The 14,978-nt window shown below is 72.3% G+C and carries 14 protein-coding genes; 9 read left to right on the top strand and 5 right to left on the bottom strand.

All coding sequences use genetic code 11. The annotated features are described in order from the left end of the window. Positions 1 to 188: 188 nt before the first annotated feature. Positions 189 to 860, top strand: a complete 672-nt coding sequence (locus ACZ6NC_RS31680; protein ID WP_465737291.1) for a hypothetical protein — start codon at positions 189 to 191, stop codon at positions 858 to 860. A 215-nt stretch (positions 861 to 1,075) separates the two neighbouring features. Continuing rightward, entirely contained in the window at positions 1,076 to 1,798 is a 723-nt protein-coding gene (locus ACZ6NC_RS31685; protein WP_465737292.1) for a hypothetical protein, read from the top strand. Between the two features lie 129 nt (positions 1,799 to 1,927). On the opposite strand, the gene ACZ6NC_RS31690 is transcribed toward ACZ6NC_RS31685, so the two are convergent. Further along, positions 1,928 to 5,134: a M28 family peptidase gene (locus ACZ6NC_RS31690; protein WP_465737293.1), complete on the bottom strand. Its 3,207-nt coding sequence runs from the start codon at positions 5,132 to 5,134 to the stop codon at positions 1,928 to 1,930. Between the two features lie 318 nt (positions 5,135 to 5,452). Between ACZ6NC_RS31690 and ACZ6NC_RS31695 the strand changes: the two genes are divergently transcribed. Beyond that, on the top strand, positions 5,453 to 6,832 hold the full coding sequence (locus tag ACZ6NC_RS31695; RefSeq protein WP_465737294.1) for a helix-turn-helix domain-containing protein: 1,380 nt from the start codon (positions 5,453 to 5,455) through the stop codon (positions 6,830 to 6,832). 135 nt (positions 6,833 to 6,967) lie between these two features. After that, entirely contained in the window at positions 6,968 to 7,456 is a 489-nt protein-coding gene (locus ACZ6NC_RS31700) for a rhodanese-like domain-containing protein (protein WP_465737295.1), read from the top strand. Positions 7,457 to 7,470: 14 nt separating this feature from the next. On the opposite strand, the gene ACZ6NC_RS31705 is transcribed toward ACZ6NC_RS31700, so the two are convergent. Further along, complete coding sequence (locus tag ACZ6NC_RS31705) at positions 7,471 to 8,604, bottom strand: FAD-dependent oxidoreductase (protein ID WP_465737296.1); 1,134 nt, start codon at positions 8,602 to 8,604, stop codon at positions 7,471 to 7,473. 210 nt (positions 8,605 to 8,814) lie between these two features. Here ACZ6NC_RS31705 and ACZ6NC_RS31710 point away from each other — a divergent pair, with 210 nt between their 5' ends. Continuing rightward, complete coding sequence (locus ACZ6NC_RS31710) at positions 8,815 to 9,390, top strand: TetR/AcrR family transcriptional regulator (RefSeq protein WP_465737305.1); 576 nt, start codon at positions 8,815 to 8,817, stop codon at positions 9,388 to 9,390. Positions 9,391 to 9,517: 127 nt separating this feature from the next. Here ACZ6NC_RS31710 and ACZ6NC_RS31715 read toward each other — a convergent pair whose 3' ends face one another. After that, positions 9,518 to 10,048, bottom strand: coding sequence for a hypothetical protein (locus ACZ6NC_RS31715; RefSeq protein WP_465737297.1), 531 nt, complete (start codon positions 10,046 to 10,048; stop codon positions 9,518 to 9,520). A 250-nt stretch (positions 10,049 to 10,298) separates the two neighbouring features. Between ACZ6NC_RS31715 and ACZ6NC_RS31720 the strand changes: the two genes are divergently transcribed. Together ACZ6NC_RS31720 and ACZ6NC_RS31725 are read left to right on the top strand one after the other, a co-directional pair. After that, positions 10,299 to 10,976 carry a hypothetical protein gene (locus tag ACZ6NC_RS31720; protein WP_465737298.1) on the top strand — a complete coding sequence of 226 codons (678 nt, stop codon included), beginning with the start codon at positions 10,299 to 10,301 and terminating at the stop codon, positions 10,974 to 10,976. Positions 10,977 to 11,045: 69 nt separating this feature from the next. Further along, a complete protein-coding gene (locus ACZ6NC_RS31725) occupies positions 11,046 to 11,573 on the top strand; it encodes a hypothetical protein (protein ID WP_465737299.1) in 528 nt (175 codons plus the stop codon). 156 nt (positions 11,574 to 11,729) lie between these two features. On the opposite strand, the gene ACZ6NC_RS31730 is transcribed toward ACZ6NC_RS31725, so the two are convergent. Then, entirely contained in the window at positions 11,730 to 12,290 is a 561-nt protein-coding gene (locus ACZ6NC_RS31730) for a hypothetical protein (RefSeq protein ID WP_465737300.1), read from the bottom strand. A 218-nt stretch (positions 12,291 to 12,508) separates the two neighbouring features. Here ACZ6NC_RS31730 and ACZ6NC_RS31735 point away from each other — a divergent pair, with 218 nt between their 5' ends. Together ACZ6NC_RS31735 and ACZ6NC_RS31740 are read left to right on the top strand one after the other, a co-directional pair. Then, positions 12,509 to 12,871, top strand: a complete 363-nt coding sequence (locus tag ACZ6NC_RS31735; RefSeq protein WP_465737301.1) for a hypothetical protein — start codon at positions 12,509 to 12,511, stop codon at positions 12,869 to 12,871. Between the two features lie 56 nt (positions 12,872 to 12,927). After that, entirely contained in the window at positions 12,928 to 13,224 is a 297-nt protein-coding gene (locus ACZ6NC_RS31740; RefSeq protein WP_465737302.1) for a hypothetical protein, read from the top strand. Between the two features lie 75 nt (positions 13,225 to 13,299). On the opposite strand, the gene ACZ6NC_RS31745 is transcribed toward ACZ6NC_RS31740, so the two are convergent. Continuing rightward, positions 13,300 to 14,673, bottom strand: coding sequence for an FAD-dependent oxidoreductase (locus ACZ6NC_RS31745; RefSeq protein ID WP_465737303.1), 1,374 nt, complete (start codon positions 14,671 to 14,673; stop codon positions 13,300 to 13,302). Positions 14,674 to 14,978 lie beyond the last annotated feature (305 nt).

Below are 14,978 nucleotides of genomic sequence, written 5' to 3' on the forward strand. Positions count from 1 at the left end.
GCTCACCGGTGGCCGCTCGCCCGATCGGGTGACCACTCACCGGAACGCGTGGCGTCCGGGTTGCCGTGCCACTCGGCCGGCGGACAGCCCGGCCGTGTGCGAACGGGTAGCGTTCGGCGAGGCCGCTCCGGCCCTGTTCTCGTCTCGCCCCTCGAATGGGAGACCGCATGCCCGGGACACCGTGCACCATGCCCCTCGCGATCGTCGGCAGACCGGCCCGGTGGTTGGCCGCCGCACTGCTCGTACCCGTCCTCGCGGCCTGCGGGGGTGGCGGTGGCGGCTCGGGATCCGCGGCGGCGTCCTCGGCCGCGCAGTCCGGCGGCGACCTCGGGGACTCGCCGCCGGTGGAGGGCTCGGGTGAGCAGCCGGAGGACAAACGGACCGGGGCGGGCGGAAACCAGGGCGGGTTCAACGCGGCCGGCCAGGTTTCGGCGAACGCCAGCGGGACGTGGAGTCTCGCCCGGATCGACCTGTCGAGTCCGCGGAAGGACACCTTCACGGCCACCATCAGCCAGGTCACCGACTGCACCGGCGGCAAGGAGTCCGCGCCCGCCAGCCCGAGCAGCCAGAAGATCAGGGTGGTCGACGGCACCACGCCCGAGACGGCCGAGTTCACCCTCGCCGGGCCGAGGCCGTCGGCAGGCACGAAGCGCAAGATCTGCGTCACCGTCACCGTCGACGGCGCCAGCAATCGGGTCACCGCGGACGGGACGGTCGACGTCCCCGAGGACGCCCCCGACGGCGGCACCGATGAACCCGGCGGTGGCACCACTGACGGTGCCACGCCCGGCGGCGGGGCGTCCGAGGGCGGGCCGTCCGAGCAGCCCGTCCCCGCCCCCGGGACTGCGAGCCCCCGCTGAGCCCGACCGACGAGCGGCCGCCCGGCGGCGACACACCCGACGAACCGGAACCGGCCGGACCGGATCAGCAGCCAGGCCCGCCGCAGCCGGAAGGGCGCTCGTGGAGCAGCTGGATCGGTCTGATCGCCTCCTGGATCGCGCCGACCACCTTCATCACCGCCCTGCTGTTCTTCTTCGGCTACGCCTACACCGACTCCCTCTACAGCTACTTCGGCGTGGACTCCGCCACGATCGGCTTCTCCACTCAGGACCTGCTGCTCCGCAGTTCGCCCGCGCTCTACCTCCCGGTCGGCGTCCTGCTCTGTGGCGCCCTGCTGGCCGCGGTCGCCTACCATCTGGCCACCCGGACCGTCCGCAGCGGCGCGGAGGGGCGCCGGGCCGTTCGCCGGGTCTGCCGGACCGTCGCGCTGCTGGTCGTCCCGCTTGTGCTGCTGGGGTTCCTCGCCGGCTTCGAGGTCATCGACGCGGGCCATATGGGCACCCCGCTGCTGCTCGGCGGCGCGCTCCTGCTGGTCGTGCTGGCCCGGCTGCTCGCCGTCCGCACCACTGGTGCCCCCTACCCGCTCACCGGCGAGCGGGCAGCGCTCGGCATCAGTACGGCGCTCATCGTGCTCTGCTCGTTCTGGGCCGCCGGCGGCTTCGCCCACCAGAAGGGGGAGGGGGACGCCGAGCGGCTGGCCGGCAACCTGGCGCTGCGGCCGGCCGTCGTCCTCGACACCACCGAGCGGCTCTACCTCCAGTGGTCCGGGGTGGACGAGCGGGCACTGCCGGACGCCGGTGCGGGGCAGCGGTTCCGCTACCGCTACCGGGGGCTGCGGCTGCTGGCGCAGGCGAACAACCGGATGTTCCTGATCCCGCGCGACTGGACGTGGGATCAGGGCAATGTGCTGATCCTCCCGGTGGACGCCAACGTCCGGATCGTCTTCCACCCGGGCTGACGCGCGCTCACCCGTGCCGTCCCGTCCGCGGGCAGCCGGTGCCCGCGCGCGGACGCGGCTGTGCCGCGGCTCGTCCCCCTCGACGAACCGCGGCACAGCCCATCCCGCCGCCGGAGCGGATCCGTCCGCTCAGATCTGCTGCCAGAGGGCCGGGACGATGTTGGGCTCCCAGCCGACCTGGGCGGTGTGGCCCTGGATGCAGCGGTAGCTGACGCCGTTCCAGGTGACCACGTCACCCGCCTGGTAGGTGGTGCCCGGCTTCCAGGTGCCGCCCGGGTTGCCCGGGTCGGTGCCGACCACCAGCGAGTAGGTGGTGCTGTGGGTGGCCGAGCCGGTGCCGGTCACGGTGATGGTGTAGGTGCCGGCCGCGGTGCCGGAGCCGACCGCCACGGAGAGCGTCGCGGAGGAGCCGGACTGCACCGAGGACGGGCTGACGGTGGCCGTGACGCCCGCCGGGGCGCCCGAGACGGAGAGGTTCACCGTCTGGGCCGAGCCGCACGTGGTGGCCGTGGTGACGGTCGCACTGGCCGAGCCGCCCGGAGTGGTGGTGCCGGTGGCCGGGTTCACCGCGACCGAGAAGTCGTTGGCCGGGATCGGGCCGCTGCCGACCGAGGTCTTCCAGATGGTGTACGCGACGCCGTCGGCGCTGCGGTCCAGCACCGTGGCGTTGATGTTGCCGGTGGTGTCGCACGCCGAGTGGTAGCAGGAGTCGTACGCCCGGCCGGCGGTGCCGCCCCACTTCGCCGCCTGCGCCGCGGTCTTGGTGTCGCTGGCGCCGGCCGCGTAGCCGGAGGTGGGGATGCCGGCCTGCTGGAACGAGTAGTCGTCGGAGCGGCCCTGGCCCTCGACGTTCTCCTCGGGCTGGACGCCCAGGGAGTCCCAGTACGCCTTCATCGGCGCGGAGGCGGTGGAGTTGAGGTTGTTGATGAAGTAGCCGGCGTTGGGCGAGCCGACCATGTCGAAGTTGTAGTAGCCCTTGACGGCGCTGCGCTGGGTGGGGCTCAGCCGGCTCACGTAGTACTGCGAGCCCTGCAGGCCCTGCTCCTCACCGGTCCACCAGGCGAACCGGACGTGCCGGGTCAGGGTGGGGTTCTGCTGGGCGAGGGTCAGCGCGTTCTCCAGCAGGACGGCGGAGCCGGAGCCGTTGTCGTTGATGCCCGGGCCGGCGCCGACGCTGTCCAGGTGGGCGCCGAACATGGTGACCTGGTCGGCCGGGCCGCCGGGCCAGTCGGCGATCAGGTTGTTGGACTGGTAGGTGCAGGAGGTGCAGGTCTGCTCGCTGACGGTGTAGCCGGCCGCCTGCAGCCTGCCCTTGATGTAGGCGAGCGACTGGCTGTGCCCGGCGGTGCCGGCCCGGCGGTTGCCGCCGTTCTGCGAGGCGATGGTGTTCAGCTGGGCGAGGTGCGCCTGCACGTTGGCGACGCTGATGTCGGGCGTGCCGGGGTTGGGGTTGCCGCCGCCGACCGTCAGCGTGTACTGCGCGGTGTGGGTGGCGGAGCCGGTGCCGGTCACGGTGAGGACGTAGGTGCCAGGCGTGGTGGAGGCGGCGGTCGCGACGTTCAGCGTCGCGGAGGAGCCGGCCTGCACGGACGACGGGCTGACCGAGGCGGTGACGCCGGCCGGGGCGCCGGAGACGGCCAGGCTGACGGTCTGCGCACTGCCCGAGGTGACCGTGGTGTTGACGGTGGCGGTGGTGGACGCGCCGGGCTGGACGGAGCCGCCGGCCGGGTTCAGGGCCAGCGAGTAGTCGTTGTTGCCGGACGGCGTGCAGGTCGGCTCACCGCTCTGGGCGGGCACGCTGATCGCGTCCCAGGCCGCCTTGGTCCGGCCGAAGGAGGTGCAGGTCGGGTCGAGGTTCTTGGCGGCGGTCAGGGTGGCGACCCGGTACTTCTTGTAGGTCATGCCGCTGGTCTTGAGCAGCATGCCGCCGTAGAAGATCCGGCCGGCGTCCTTGATGCCGACGCCGGTGACCGAGGAGTTGTTGCAGGTCGGGCTGGTGGGCTTGCCGCCGCCCGGGTTGGAGCCCTCGGAGAGCAGGTAGAACCAGTGGTTCAGCGGGCCGGCCGCGGCGTGCACCTCGGTGCTCGGGATCGACGAGGAGTAGCAGTTCGGGTTGTTGCTCACCAGCGAGGGGTTGTACATGTTCCGGATCGGCCCGCTGCCGACCAGGTTGATCATCTCGCCGACGGTGAAGTCCGGGTTGTCGTACGGGGCCGGCTCGTTGGCGTAGGCCTCGGTGAGCGCGCCGAAGATGTCGCCGGTGGCCTCGCCGAGGCCGTTCTCGTTGTTGGCACCGCCCGGTGTGTACTGGTCCAGGCCGTGGCCGAACTCGTGGCCGACCACGTCGATAGAGGCGATCCACTCGTTGGCGTTGTTGTGGCCGATCGAGACGGACGAGCCGTCCCAGTAGGCGTTGACGTCGTTCAGGCCCACCTTGACGGGCCAGCTGCCGCCGTTGCCGTTGTGGCCGTTGCGGCCCAGCCAGTCGCGGAGCATGTCCCACTCCTTCTGCGCCGCGAACATCACGTCGGCGCAGCCGGTCTCCTTGCTGGTGGGGCTGCCGTTGCCCCAGGAGTCGGCGGACTTGGAGAACACCTGGCCGCTGCTGTAGTCCGCGCAGCTCAGTCCGGGGCGGTTGGGGTCGCGCAGCGAGTACGAACTGCCGGAGCCCGTGGTGCTGATGGTGACCGGGGCGGGGCCGTTCCACTTGCTGTTGGCGGTCCCGGCCTTGACGTCGTCGTAGCTGTCGATCATTTCGCCGGTGCGGGCGTCCACGAAGACGTGCAGCCGGCTCGGGGCGGCGGAGGTGCGGCCGGTGAGCACGGTCTCCCAGGCGAGCCGCCCGGTGCCGTCCTGGACCTTGACCACCAGGCGGCGCGTGTCCACACCGTCCACCGCGGCCAGCTTGGTGCGGGCGGTCTTCTCCGCGTCGGCGGCGCTGACCAGCGGGGCGGTCGACAGCAGGGTCGCCCCGCCGACCGGGCCGGTGGCCGCGGACTGCAGGCCGCGGACCTTGCCCTGGCCGTCGGCTATCACGACGGCGTCGCCGCCGACCACCGGCAGGCCCTGGTAGGTGCGCTCGTACGCGACCGAGTAGAGGCCGCCGAGCCAGGGGGTGACGGACTGGCGCTCGTAGGTCTCGCCCGGGCCCTTGGCCAGGGCGTCCAGGCCCGCCGCGGCCGCCTGGTCGGCGGCGTTGACGGCGGCGGCCAGCGCGCTCGGCGGCGCGGTGACGGCCGGTCCCGGGTCTGCGGCGGCCTGCCCGACCGCGGTGGCGGTGAGCATGCCGGCCAGGACGGTCAGGGTGGTCCCCGCCGTCAGCAATCTGTGTTTCATTCCGAGGCTCCTCGAACGTGGGGGAGCCCGACCGCGGAAGGCGCGCCTGACCGGCGCTCACCTCGGGCCGCATCGGGGGACGGCCGTGCGGTAGTCCGCGTTCGGGTGCCGGAACCCTCACACGCCGTCATGCCCCGGTCAACGGATCCGGCAGGCCGTCCGTGCAGTTGGCAAGTTCTGTCAAGCTGCGGGTTTTGTGAAGAGGTTGAGACCAAAAGGTTGAGACCAGTTGAGGTGGCCTCATGTACGGGGGCTGGTCCGGTCCAGTACCGTCCTCCTCATCGGAAGGACCGGGATCGGACTCGGGAGGGCAGCCCCGTGCACCGGAACCACGCCGACGCAGCGGTCGGTGACGAACTGTCAGCAGGCATGCTGTGGCGGGCCTTCGGCGCGCGCCTGCGGCACTGGCGGCGTCGCGCCGGGCTCACCCAGGCCCAGCTCGGGGCCGAGATCGGCTACGACCACACCGCCGTGAGCAAACTCGAACACGGCACCCGCCGGACCAGCCCGCGGATCGCCGACCGGCTGGACGACCTGCTCGCGGCCGGCGGCGAACTGCGGACCGCCTGCCGCCGGGCCGAGGACGGACCGCCGCAGGCCCCGGCCGGACCGGCCGGCTGGGCGCGGCCGCCGCTGCCAGGGCGAGCCGACGCTCCGCAGGCCGTCGCCTCACCGCTCGCCGGGGGCGAACCGCCCCGCCGCCTCCCCGACTACGGGCTGCTCTGCCCACTGCACGGCGCCGCCGGCTGCGCCGTCCCCGCACCCGGCGACCTCGCCGCCCTGCACGCCGCGTTCTGCGCCGCCGACCCCGACACCGCGCCCCCGCTCGACGCCGACACCGCCCACGCCCTCGCCGGCCTGCTCGCCGCCCGCCTCCGGGCCGGCGAGCAGGCCGGCGACGGCACCGCCGTCGTGGAGGAGACCCTGCGCGCCGTCCTCGGCCGGCTCATCCGCACCTCCTCCGTCGTCGCCCGCCGGCCGCTCGCCCGGCTCGCCGCCGAGTACGCGCACGCCGCCGGTGCCCTGCGGATGCAGCGCGGCCGCAACGCCACCGCGATGGCCTGCTTCGACCGGGCGCTCAGCTGGTCCGAACTGGCCGACGACCCGGCCACCCAGGTCGCCGCGCTCAGCGACATGAGCACCCTGGCCCGCCTCGACGGCGACCCGGCCGCCGCCCTCGGCTACGCCCGCGAGATCGCCCGCGCCGCACCCGGCCGGCACTGGGCCGGGGCGATGTCCCAGGTCGGCCAGGCCCGCGCGCACGCCCTGGCCGGCGATGTCCGCGCGACCGTCCGGCACATCGCCCGCGCCCGGCTCCACCTCGACCACATCGGCGAGCCCGACGAGGCCGACGCGCCCTGGCTCACCATCGCCTCCATGCGGCTGCGCGTCGAGTCCGGCGCCGCCGCCGCCCTGCGCGATGCGGCCGCCGCCGTCGACGACCCCCGGCTCGCCCTGCGCGCCGTCGACGCCGCCGAGACCTCGCTCCGGCTCCTCGGCCCCGGCCAACTCCCCACCACCCGCATGCTGTTCACCATCCGGATTGCCGACTGCCACCTCTGCGCGCGCGACCCGCAGGCCGCGGTCGCGCTGCTCGCCCCGCTGTTGGACGACGACTCCGCGCTCCCCGCCCTCGCCCGCCACGAACTGCGCGGGCTGCGTACCCGGCTGGCCGCCGCCGGGTTGGCGGGATCTTGATGGTCGTGGGCGATCACGCCGCTCGCGGGCCCCGGTCCGGACCGGCGAAGATCGAACCACCGCCGAACAGGGCGGGCCCCGGGGCGGCTTCGCCCCGGTGGGACTTCGCCCAGGCCCGAGCCGAGGAGCACCGTGATGACCAGCCAGACGACCGGCCAGACGACCACCAGCGCCGTTCTCAGCGTCCCCGCCGCCGACCCCGCCGTCGCCGCCGCCCACTACCTCGCCCGGCTCGCCTTCGAGGCCGACGTCTCCGACGTGCACGCCGACCTGGCGGCGGGCGTCCCCGGCGTGGTCGTGGTCGACTCCCGCAGCGACGTCGCCTGGGCTCAGGGCCGCATCCCCGGGGCCGTGCACATCCCCACCGCGCGGATCGCCGAACTCGCGCCGCAGCTGATCGCCCCCGGCACGACCGTGGTCACCTACTGCTGGGGCCCCGGCTGCAACGGCGCCACCCGGGCCGCACTCGCCTTCGCCCGGCTCGGCTACGCGGTCAAGGAGATGCTCGGCGGTTTCGAGTACTGGGCACGCGAGGGCTTCGCCTATGACACCGACCAGGGCGCCGCGCAGCGGCCGGTGGACGACCTGACCGCGCCCCGCTCGGGCATCTCCTGCGCCTGCTGACCGTGCCGGGGCGGTCAGTGGGTGCCGTCGGTGGCGAAGTCGGGCAGTTCGGTGGAGAGCAGTTCTTCGGCGCCGCGGTCGAGAGCCTGCTGCATCTTGTGGGAGCGGGGCAGCATGGTCTTCTCGTAGGCGTGGAGGGCGTCGTCGACGGTGTCGGTGTTCGCGATGGCGAGGGCGAGTTCGCAGGCGTCGAGCATGGCGAGGTTGACGCCGACGCCGAGCGGGGGCATGAGGTGGGCGGCGTCGCCGAGCAGGGTGACGGTGGGGTTGTGCTCCCAGGTGTGGGGGACGGGCAGGGCGTGGATGGGGCGGTCCACGTAGAGGCCGTCGTTGTCCGTGATCAGCCGGCGCAGGCGGGGTGACCAGCCGCGGTAGCGGTCGAGGAGGAGCGCTCGGATGGCGTCGGTGTCCTGGATGGTCAGGCCGCCTGCGGTGATCCAGTCGATGGGGACGCGCTGGATGAGGTAGACGCGGATGTGGTCGCCGCTGTTGCGCTGGGCGAACAGGCCGCGCTCGCCGTCGGCCGCGGCGGCGCCGCCCTGGCCGACGAGTTCGGCGATGTCGGGGTGCCTGGTCTCGACGTCGTGGAACCAGGCTTCGAGGAAGCTGACGCCGCTGTACCGGGGGGTGGCCGGGGAGATGGCGCGGCGGACCTTGGACCAGGCGCCGTCGGCGCCGATGACGAGGTCGGTTTCGATGGTGGTGCCGTCGGTGAAGTGCAGTTGCCGGGGGCCCTCTTCGGGACCGTCGACGGCCTTGAGGGTGTGGCCCCAGCGCACGGTGCCCGGCTGAAGGGAGTTCAGGAGGAGGTCGCGCAGCCGGCCGCGGTCGATCTCCGGCTTGAAGCGTTCGTCTTCTTCGGGGGTGTGGTGGAAGAGGATCGTGCCGTGCGGGTCCATCTGGCGCATCTCCTGCCCTTCGGGGCGGGAGTGCCGGAAGAACTCCTCCAGAAGTCCGGCTTCGCGCAGGGCTGTCTGGCCGTTGTCCTCGTGCAGGTCGAGGGTGCCGCCCTGGTCGCGGGCGTCGGGACCGGTTTCGTGGTCGTAGACGGTGGCGGTGATGCCGTGCTGTTGGAGGATGCGGGCGCAGGTCAGGCCGCCGGGGCCGGCGCCGATGATCGCGATGCGGGCGGTGGGGGTGGTGGTCATGGTGGTGCTCCGTTCGTGTGACGCGGTGCTTCGGATGGCGGAGCGAAGAGGGGCCGGGCAGTGCCGCGCGGCCGTCACTTCAGAAGAGCACACCAGTTCACTAAGTGCAACTGTTCCACTTTTGTAGTTGTGCAACCATCGGATAGGCTCTTCGATGTGCCCGATACCTATGCCGATGCCGATGGCGATACCGGCCCCGCACCCGCGCCGATGGGGCGTCGTGAGCGCAAGAAGGCCGCCACCCGCCAGGCCATCGCCGATGCCGCGATGCGCCTGTTCCTGGAGCGCGGATACGACGACGTCGGCATCCGCGAGATCGCGGATGCCGCCGACGTGTCCACCACCACCCTGTTCAAGCACTTCCCGGCCAAGGAAGCCCTGGTCTTCGACGAGGAAGTCGACCAGGAGGCCCAGCTGCTGGCCGCCGTACGCGAACGCCCCCAGGGCCAGTCGATCCCCGCGGCGCTGCGCGAGCACGCGCTGCGCCACCGCATGGCCGCCGCGGACGACGACGCCCGCTTCACGGCCTTCGTCAATCTGGTGAACAGTGCTCCGGCACTGCGGGACTACCTACAGGGCATGTGGCTGCGCCACACCGCCGCCCTGGCCCAGGCCATCGCGGAGGACAGCGGCCTGCCCGCAGCCGATCCCGCCTGCACGGCCCTGGCCCACTTCGCCCTCGAAGCGCCGCGCGCCGCCCGCGGCCACGACGATCCCCGTCAGGCCGTCACCCGCGCCTTCGACCTCCTCGAAAACGGCTGGCACACCCTCGCCCCCGGCCGATGAGCCACGCCGCCGCGGCCCCACCGGGCGGCAACGAGCCGGACTTCTCCGCCATGACCCGCCGAGCCCTGCGCCACGGGGACTTCTCCGGCCGCGACGACCTCATCAGCGAACGGGAGACCCTCCGTCATCAGTTGCGCCTTCCTGCGGCATGCTCCCGCAGGAAGGCGCCCGCGTAGGCTGCGGCCTCTTCCTTGGTCTCGTACCAGGTGTCGTCGCCTGCCGCGCCGCGCGATCCGTCGGCACCCTTGCCCGTCCACGTCCAGCCGCCGGACGAAGGCTCCGGTGTCAGTTCGGCCTCGCCGCCGAACAGTTCCAGGGTGGTCGACGTCGCGGTCGAGGGGCGGGCGACGGCGTCGGGCCACTTCTTGCGGGCGCCTTGCCGGGTGATGCCCCAGGCGGCCCCCAGCTGCTCGTAGCTTGCGCCGTACGATCCGGCGGTTCCCGCTGCGATCGCCGCCAGTCGTTTGACCTCCGCGTCCACCACCTTCCAGGTGGCGAGGACGGTCAGGGCCACCTCGGCCGGGTCCGCCTCCCACATGCGGCTCTCGGGGAGCCCGGTCAGCCGGGACCGGATCGCCGAGGCGAGGGGATTGAGGGCATCCAGGAGGGCCTTGTCGAGCTCGACCTGTTCCTCGGGGGTGATCTCAGGCATTGTCATGCGACAACTATAGTTAACGAGGACGGATAGCGGTAACAAAAGTTCCGACCAGTTTTCGTGGGCGTGCCGGCCGGGCGCGTAGGCCCTGGCCCGACCCCTGCCGAACGGCAGGGTGGCGGGGCCGTGGCGGGGCTGAAGAGCTGCCGAACGGCACATGGACCGGGTAGTGGGCCGGGCGGGAGGCTGGACCCGTCACCAGGAAGACGCCCCGGCCCCCGGCCGACGGGCCCAGCAGACAAGGAAGTTCGCCATGTCCGTCACCCCCACCACCGCCCGCGCGAAGGCCTTCGGGGCGCTCGCCGCCGCTGCTCTGCTGGTCGCCGTGGGAGGCGGCGCAGAAGCCTCCGCCTCCGCTGGCGCCGGTGTCGGTGCCACGCCCGCCCCCAACTCGTCCGGCGGGGCGGCGAAGGCGGCGGTGAGCGGGTCGGTGCGGATCGCCTACGCCTACTCGCCCGACGACGACATTCGCTTCACCTTCGACGTGGAGGCCGCACCGTTCACCCGGCCGCTCCCGGGGCTGCCGCAGGGCCTGCCGACCGACGCGCGCGGCACCGTGCGGATCTCCCACCATGTCGCGGCGCTGAACCGCACCGTGACTTCGGAGGCCGCCGTGGACTGCCTGGTGACGGGGGAGCGGACGGCCTCGTTCACCGCGGTCGTCACCCGGGCCGACCCCGAGGTCGCCGACACGGTCGGCCGGCGCCAAGGCTTCAGCGTCCTCGACGGCACCTCGCCCCGGCACCCCGACCGCGTCGGCTTCTCCTGGGGTGTGGCGAACATGGACACCGACCCCTCCGGCCGCCCGGCCGAGGGCAAGGTCGGCACCTGTATGGCCCCCGCCCCGTTCGCCCCGGTCATATCCGGCGGCCTGACCGTCCGCCCCGCCGAGCTGCCCCCGCTGCCTGCTGCCCAGGGCACGGAGGAGTAGCTCCGGAGGGGGAGGCGGATCATGCGGGTGGCTGACGCACCGCCGTCGCGGGCCGACGACAGTGAAGTCATGCCGATCAAGCTCCCTTTGGGCGATACCGAGCGTCCGGTCCAGCGGTGGGCGCTCCGTCTCGCGAAGCTTCTGCCGCTCGTCGTCCTGCCGCACTGCCTGTGGCGGCTGCCGTTCGCCTTCGACTTCGACATGGGGACGGTCGATCCGTTGGCTCCGGCCTTCCCGTGGTGGGGCGGGTTGTACGTCTTCGGGCTGAGCGTGCTCACCGAGGCGCTGGCCCTGCTCTGTACCGGCCTGGTCAGCGGGTGGGGTGAGTCCGCTCCGACCTGGCTGCCCTTGGTCGGCGGCAGGCGGATCCCGCCGGCCGCCGCGATCGTCCCGGCCACCCTGGGCGGCCTGGGCCTGGTCGCACTCTGGAACCCCATGCCGCTCGCCTGGTTCGGTGTGCTGGGCTTCCACGAGGTGCCCTACAGCAACGGGTGGTGGAGGGCGCTGGCCTATGTGTGCACCGGCCCGGTGATGCTGTGGGGCCCGATCGTGCTGGCCCTCGCCTATGCCTACAGCCGACGCCGCCGCGTCGTTTGAGGTCCTGCTTCCAGCCCCCGCTCCTCCTCGTCCCGTCGAGTCCGTCAAGTCCAGCGAGTCCCGGACCGGCCGGGCAGTTGCCGCCCCCCGGCCGGTCCGGCGGGCAGTGGCCCTACCCCGGCTGTGGGCAGTGGCCGGTCCGAACTCCTGCTCCGGTCACGGGCAGACGGTGTGCTGCTGCTCGGCGAGGACGCTCTGGGCGAGCGATGCCAGCGCGCGTATGTGGTTGTCCTGGTCGGTGGGGGTCTTCGGCCAGAGGCTGGGGTCGGACATGACGGAGACCACCGTCGCCAGGTCATGGGTGCCGGGGCAGTAGCCCGCCACCGAGGCGCTGCCCAGGCCGGCCACCACGCCCCGTTCGACCAGGCCCCGGACGGAGGGGGCGGTGGCGTCGGTGCCGCTCGGCCGGTCCGGGTCCTGGCCGGACATCAGGACCCGGACCATCACGTGCCCGTCCACCGAGATCACACAGGAGAGCTGCGGGTGGCCTCCCATGGCACCGTGCGGCGAGACACCGCCCTCCTCGACCCCCGGCCGCCCGTCGGGCAGCACGGCGCCGAGTGCTGTCCCGTCCGCCCGAGGCAGCCCGCAGAGCGTCTGCCTCAACGCGGGCTCCCGCGCACCCGCCACGAAGGCGCCGACCACCGCGGCAGCGGCCACGACCGCGACCGCCACCCCACCGACCACCCAGCGCCGACGCGCACGCCCGCGTTGCACCTGGTCAACTGTCACCCTGCTCAGCCCCCATCCTCGATTTCTTGATCAGCAGAGCGTAGTGCCATGGCTGTGAGCCCGGCCGCCCCCTGTGGGCGACCGTGCGGTGTGGGCCGGACGGAGACATCCGGCCCGAGCGCCCGCCGGCCGGTGGCTCGCCCGGTCCGACGACCGGGGCACGGCCCATTGCCCTGAGCGCGGAGGGCCGAAATCATGGCTCCATGGCGAAGAAACCCGAACCGCAGGCCTTGATCGTCAACAGGGTTCTCCGGGGGGACGGAACGAGCCGCGACATCGAGCAGGCCAAGGCGAACTTCCGGCAGTGGATGCTCAAGGAGTGGGGCGGGAGCGAGTACCGTGCCATCGCCGCCTGCGTGGGCGCGCTGGCCACGGCCTGCGGAAGTGACTGGAGCACCATCGCGGAACGCGACAAGGAAGCGCACATATGGCTCTTCGGGTTCCTCTGCCCCAGCCCGGACCACATTCATTCCGAGGCGCGCGACTACCGGGACGAGGTCCTCGTCCAGGGCGGGTTCCACAGGTTCGCGGTCTTCATCCGCAGGGTCCAGGGAATTCCGGAGTGACCGCCGCCTCATTCCACTGATGCCTCGTCAGGCGACCGCTCGCCTCCGTTCCTCCGATGACGGACGAGGCGCAGATCCTGCTGGCGGGCCTCGTCACCCGCTTCACGCTGGTGGACGCGGAGCGGCAGTGGGCCACCGAGTGGTCCGCGTATCCGCTCGATCGCAACGGTGACCGGCTCAGGAACCATGACGGACTGCTGGCGGGCAATCAGCGCCGCCTGTGGGGATCGGGAGACTCCTGGGAACTGCAGTGGTCGGGGTATCCCCACCCGCGAGAACCTCGGGCCGGCCATGACGCACCCGGTCATCGGAATCCCGGGGGCGGAGCTGAGGCGGCACCGGGACAGCCATGAGGTGATGCTGGGGGACACGGTCCTCGAACTCCGTGACTGGCGGAACCAGCCACGTGAACGGTCGGGCACCGGCGCTCAGCCTGGGATGAGTGCGTCCCACTGGTCCCGGGTCGGGCCGTCGTGCTGTGGGGAGAAGTCCGGGTGGGCAGCCAGCCAGGCGGTGACGTGCCGGTCCACTTCGTCGGTGCCGTAGGCGTCGTCGGCCGGTCGCAGGAGATGGCGCACCTGGGCTCGGGCCCGCATGACGACGGGGTCGTCGAAGGCGCAGGCGGCCAGGGCGGCAGCCCGCCGATCCGGGAGTGGTGAACTCTCGGCGAGCTGTTGCTCGTTGGCGCGGTCGGCCGTCACCTGCGCGTCGAACCACGGGCGGAGGGCCTGTGCTGTCCAGGTGTGGTAGTCGGTGGGGTCCGTGGCGATCCGGTCGGCGTGGGTGGCGAGGTACTGGGCGGCGCGCAGGCCGAGGGCCACGCCATGGCCCAGGGTGGGGTTGGTGTGGATGAGGCTGTCCCCGGCGTTGACCAGGCCGGTGACGACAGGTCCGTCATCGTCGGCGAGGGCGGTCCAGCGGTTGTCCAGGCCGGCCATCGCCAGGACGGCCGACTGTGGTTCGGGGGCCAGGTCGAGCCAGGCGGCGCTGGCGGGGAAGCGGCGGGCGGCCGCCTCGAACACGGCAGGGTCGGTGAGCGCGCCGCGGGTCGGGTCACCGGTGGAGAGCACCAGGTTCACCGCGAAGGTGTCGTTGTCGGAGGGGAAGACGCCGGCGAGCGCGAACGGTGCGGCCGAGCCGTTCTTCACCCGCCCGGGCTCGCGCGGGCCGTCGGCACGCAGGCGGTACCAGCGGCACAGATAGGCGATCCCGGCGCGGTGGCTGTCGACCACGGGCGGGCGGCAGCCGGCCGCGATCAGCCAGGCGGGAACCGGCGAGCGACGACCGGACGCGTCGACGACGAGGTCCGCCTGGTGGATTTCCGCGCCCACCTGCACGCCGGTGACCCGGACGGGGCGGCCCTCCCCGAAGGTGAGGGCGTTCACCCGGCAGCCTTGCCGCACCACGATGGTGGGTTCCCGCCGCACGGCCGCGGTCAGGGCGGCCTCCAGCACGATGCGGCGGGTGCGCAGGGTCACCAATTCCTCATCGCCGGCCCGATGCGGCGGATGCTCGCCGAACCAGTCGAAGTCGTGGTACTCCCGGGCTCCGCGTGCCAGCAGGTCCGCGTAGACATCAGGGGTCTCGGTGAGCAACACGGTGCGCACGGGTGCGAGGAACGAGTGGGGCTGGACGGCCTGCGGGACGCGGGGTCTGTGCCAGTGGAAGAAGTCCCGGTTCAGGTCCTCTTCGGCCTGCCGCGCGTCCTGCTCGAACAACGTGACCAGGTGGCCCCGTCGGCCGAGCATGAGCGCCGTTCCCAGCCCGCTGATGCCCCCGCCTATCACTGCAACCCGCGCCACTGCAGCTCCCCTTCGCGTCGTGTTGCGAAACGATCTTACTGCTCGGCGATCTCCGGTCAGGCATCGGGGGTGGCTCGGAGTAGCGTTCACTTTCCATCCAATGCAACGCAAAGGGTGTCTGGCGTTGCGTTAGATTCAGTCCCGTGCAACGATATTTGTGCTCTGACCTGCATTGATGCTGATTATGCGCAACAAGCTTGTTGCCTGATGCTCGAACGCAACGTAGCTTTTGCGAAGTCAGAAACAACGAGTGCAGGAGAGACACCATGCAGAAGTTCGCCACCGCCGCCCCGATCGCCGCCGTC

The sequence above is a fragment of the Kitasatospora sp. NPDC041988 genome, from assembly GCF_055588525.1.

Bases quoted from the DNA above. Each gene is read 5' to 3' on its own strand.
- ACZ6NC_RS31705 (WP_465737296.1), bottom strand. From the start codon at position 8,604: ATGACCACCACCCCCACCGCCCGCATCGCGATCATCGGCGCCGGCCCC.
- ACZ6NC_RS31700 (WP_465737295.1), top strand. From the start codon at position 6,968: ATGACCAGCCAGACGACCGGCCAGACGACCACCAGCGCCGTTCTCAGC.
- ACZ6NC_RS31680 (WP_465737291.1), top strand. From the start codon at position 189: ATGCCCCTCGCGATCGTCGGCAGACCGGCCCGGTGGTTGGCCGCCGCA.
- ACZ6NC_RS31690 (WP_465737293.1), bottom strand. From the start codon at position 5,134: ATGAAACACAGATTGCTGACGGCGGGGACCACCCTGACCGTCCTGGCC.
- ACZ6NC_RS31715 (WP_465737297.1), bottom strand. From the start codon at position 10,048: ATGACAATGCCTGAGATCACCCCCGAGGAACAGGTCGAGCTCGACAAG.
- ACZ6NC_RS31740 (WP_465737302.1), top strand. From the start codon at position 12,928: ATGACGGACGAGGCGCAGATCCTGCTGGCGGGCCTCGTCACCCGCTTC.
- ACZ6NC_RS31710 (WP_465737305.1), top strand. From the start codon at position 8,815: ATGGGGCGTCGTGAGCGCAAGAAGGCCGCCACCCGCCAGGCCATCGCC.
- ACZ6NC_RS31735 (WP_465737301.1), top strand. From the start codon at position 12,509: ATGGCGAAGAAACCCGAACCGCAGGCCTTGATCGTCAACAGGGTTCTC.
- ACZ6NC_RS31725 (WP_465737299.1), top strand. From the start codon at position 11,046: ATGCCGATCAAGCTCCCTTTGGGCGATACCGAGCGTCCGGTCCAGCGG.
- ACZ6NC_RS31720 (WP_465737298.1), top strand. From the start codon at position 10,299: ATGTCCGTCACCCCCACCACCGCCCGCGCGAAGGCCTTCGGGGCGCTC.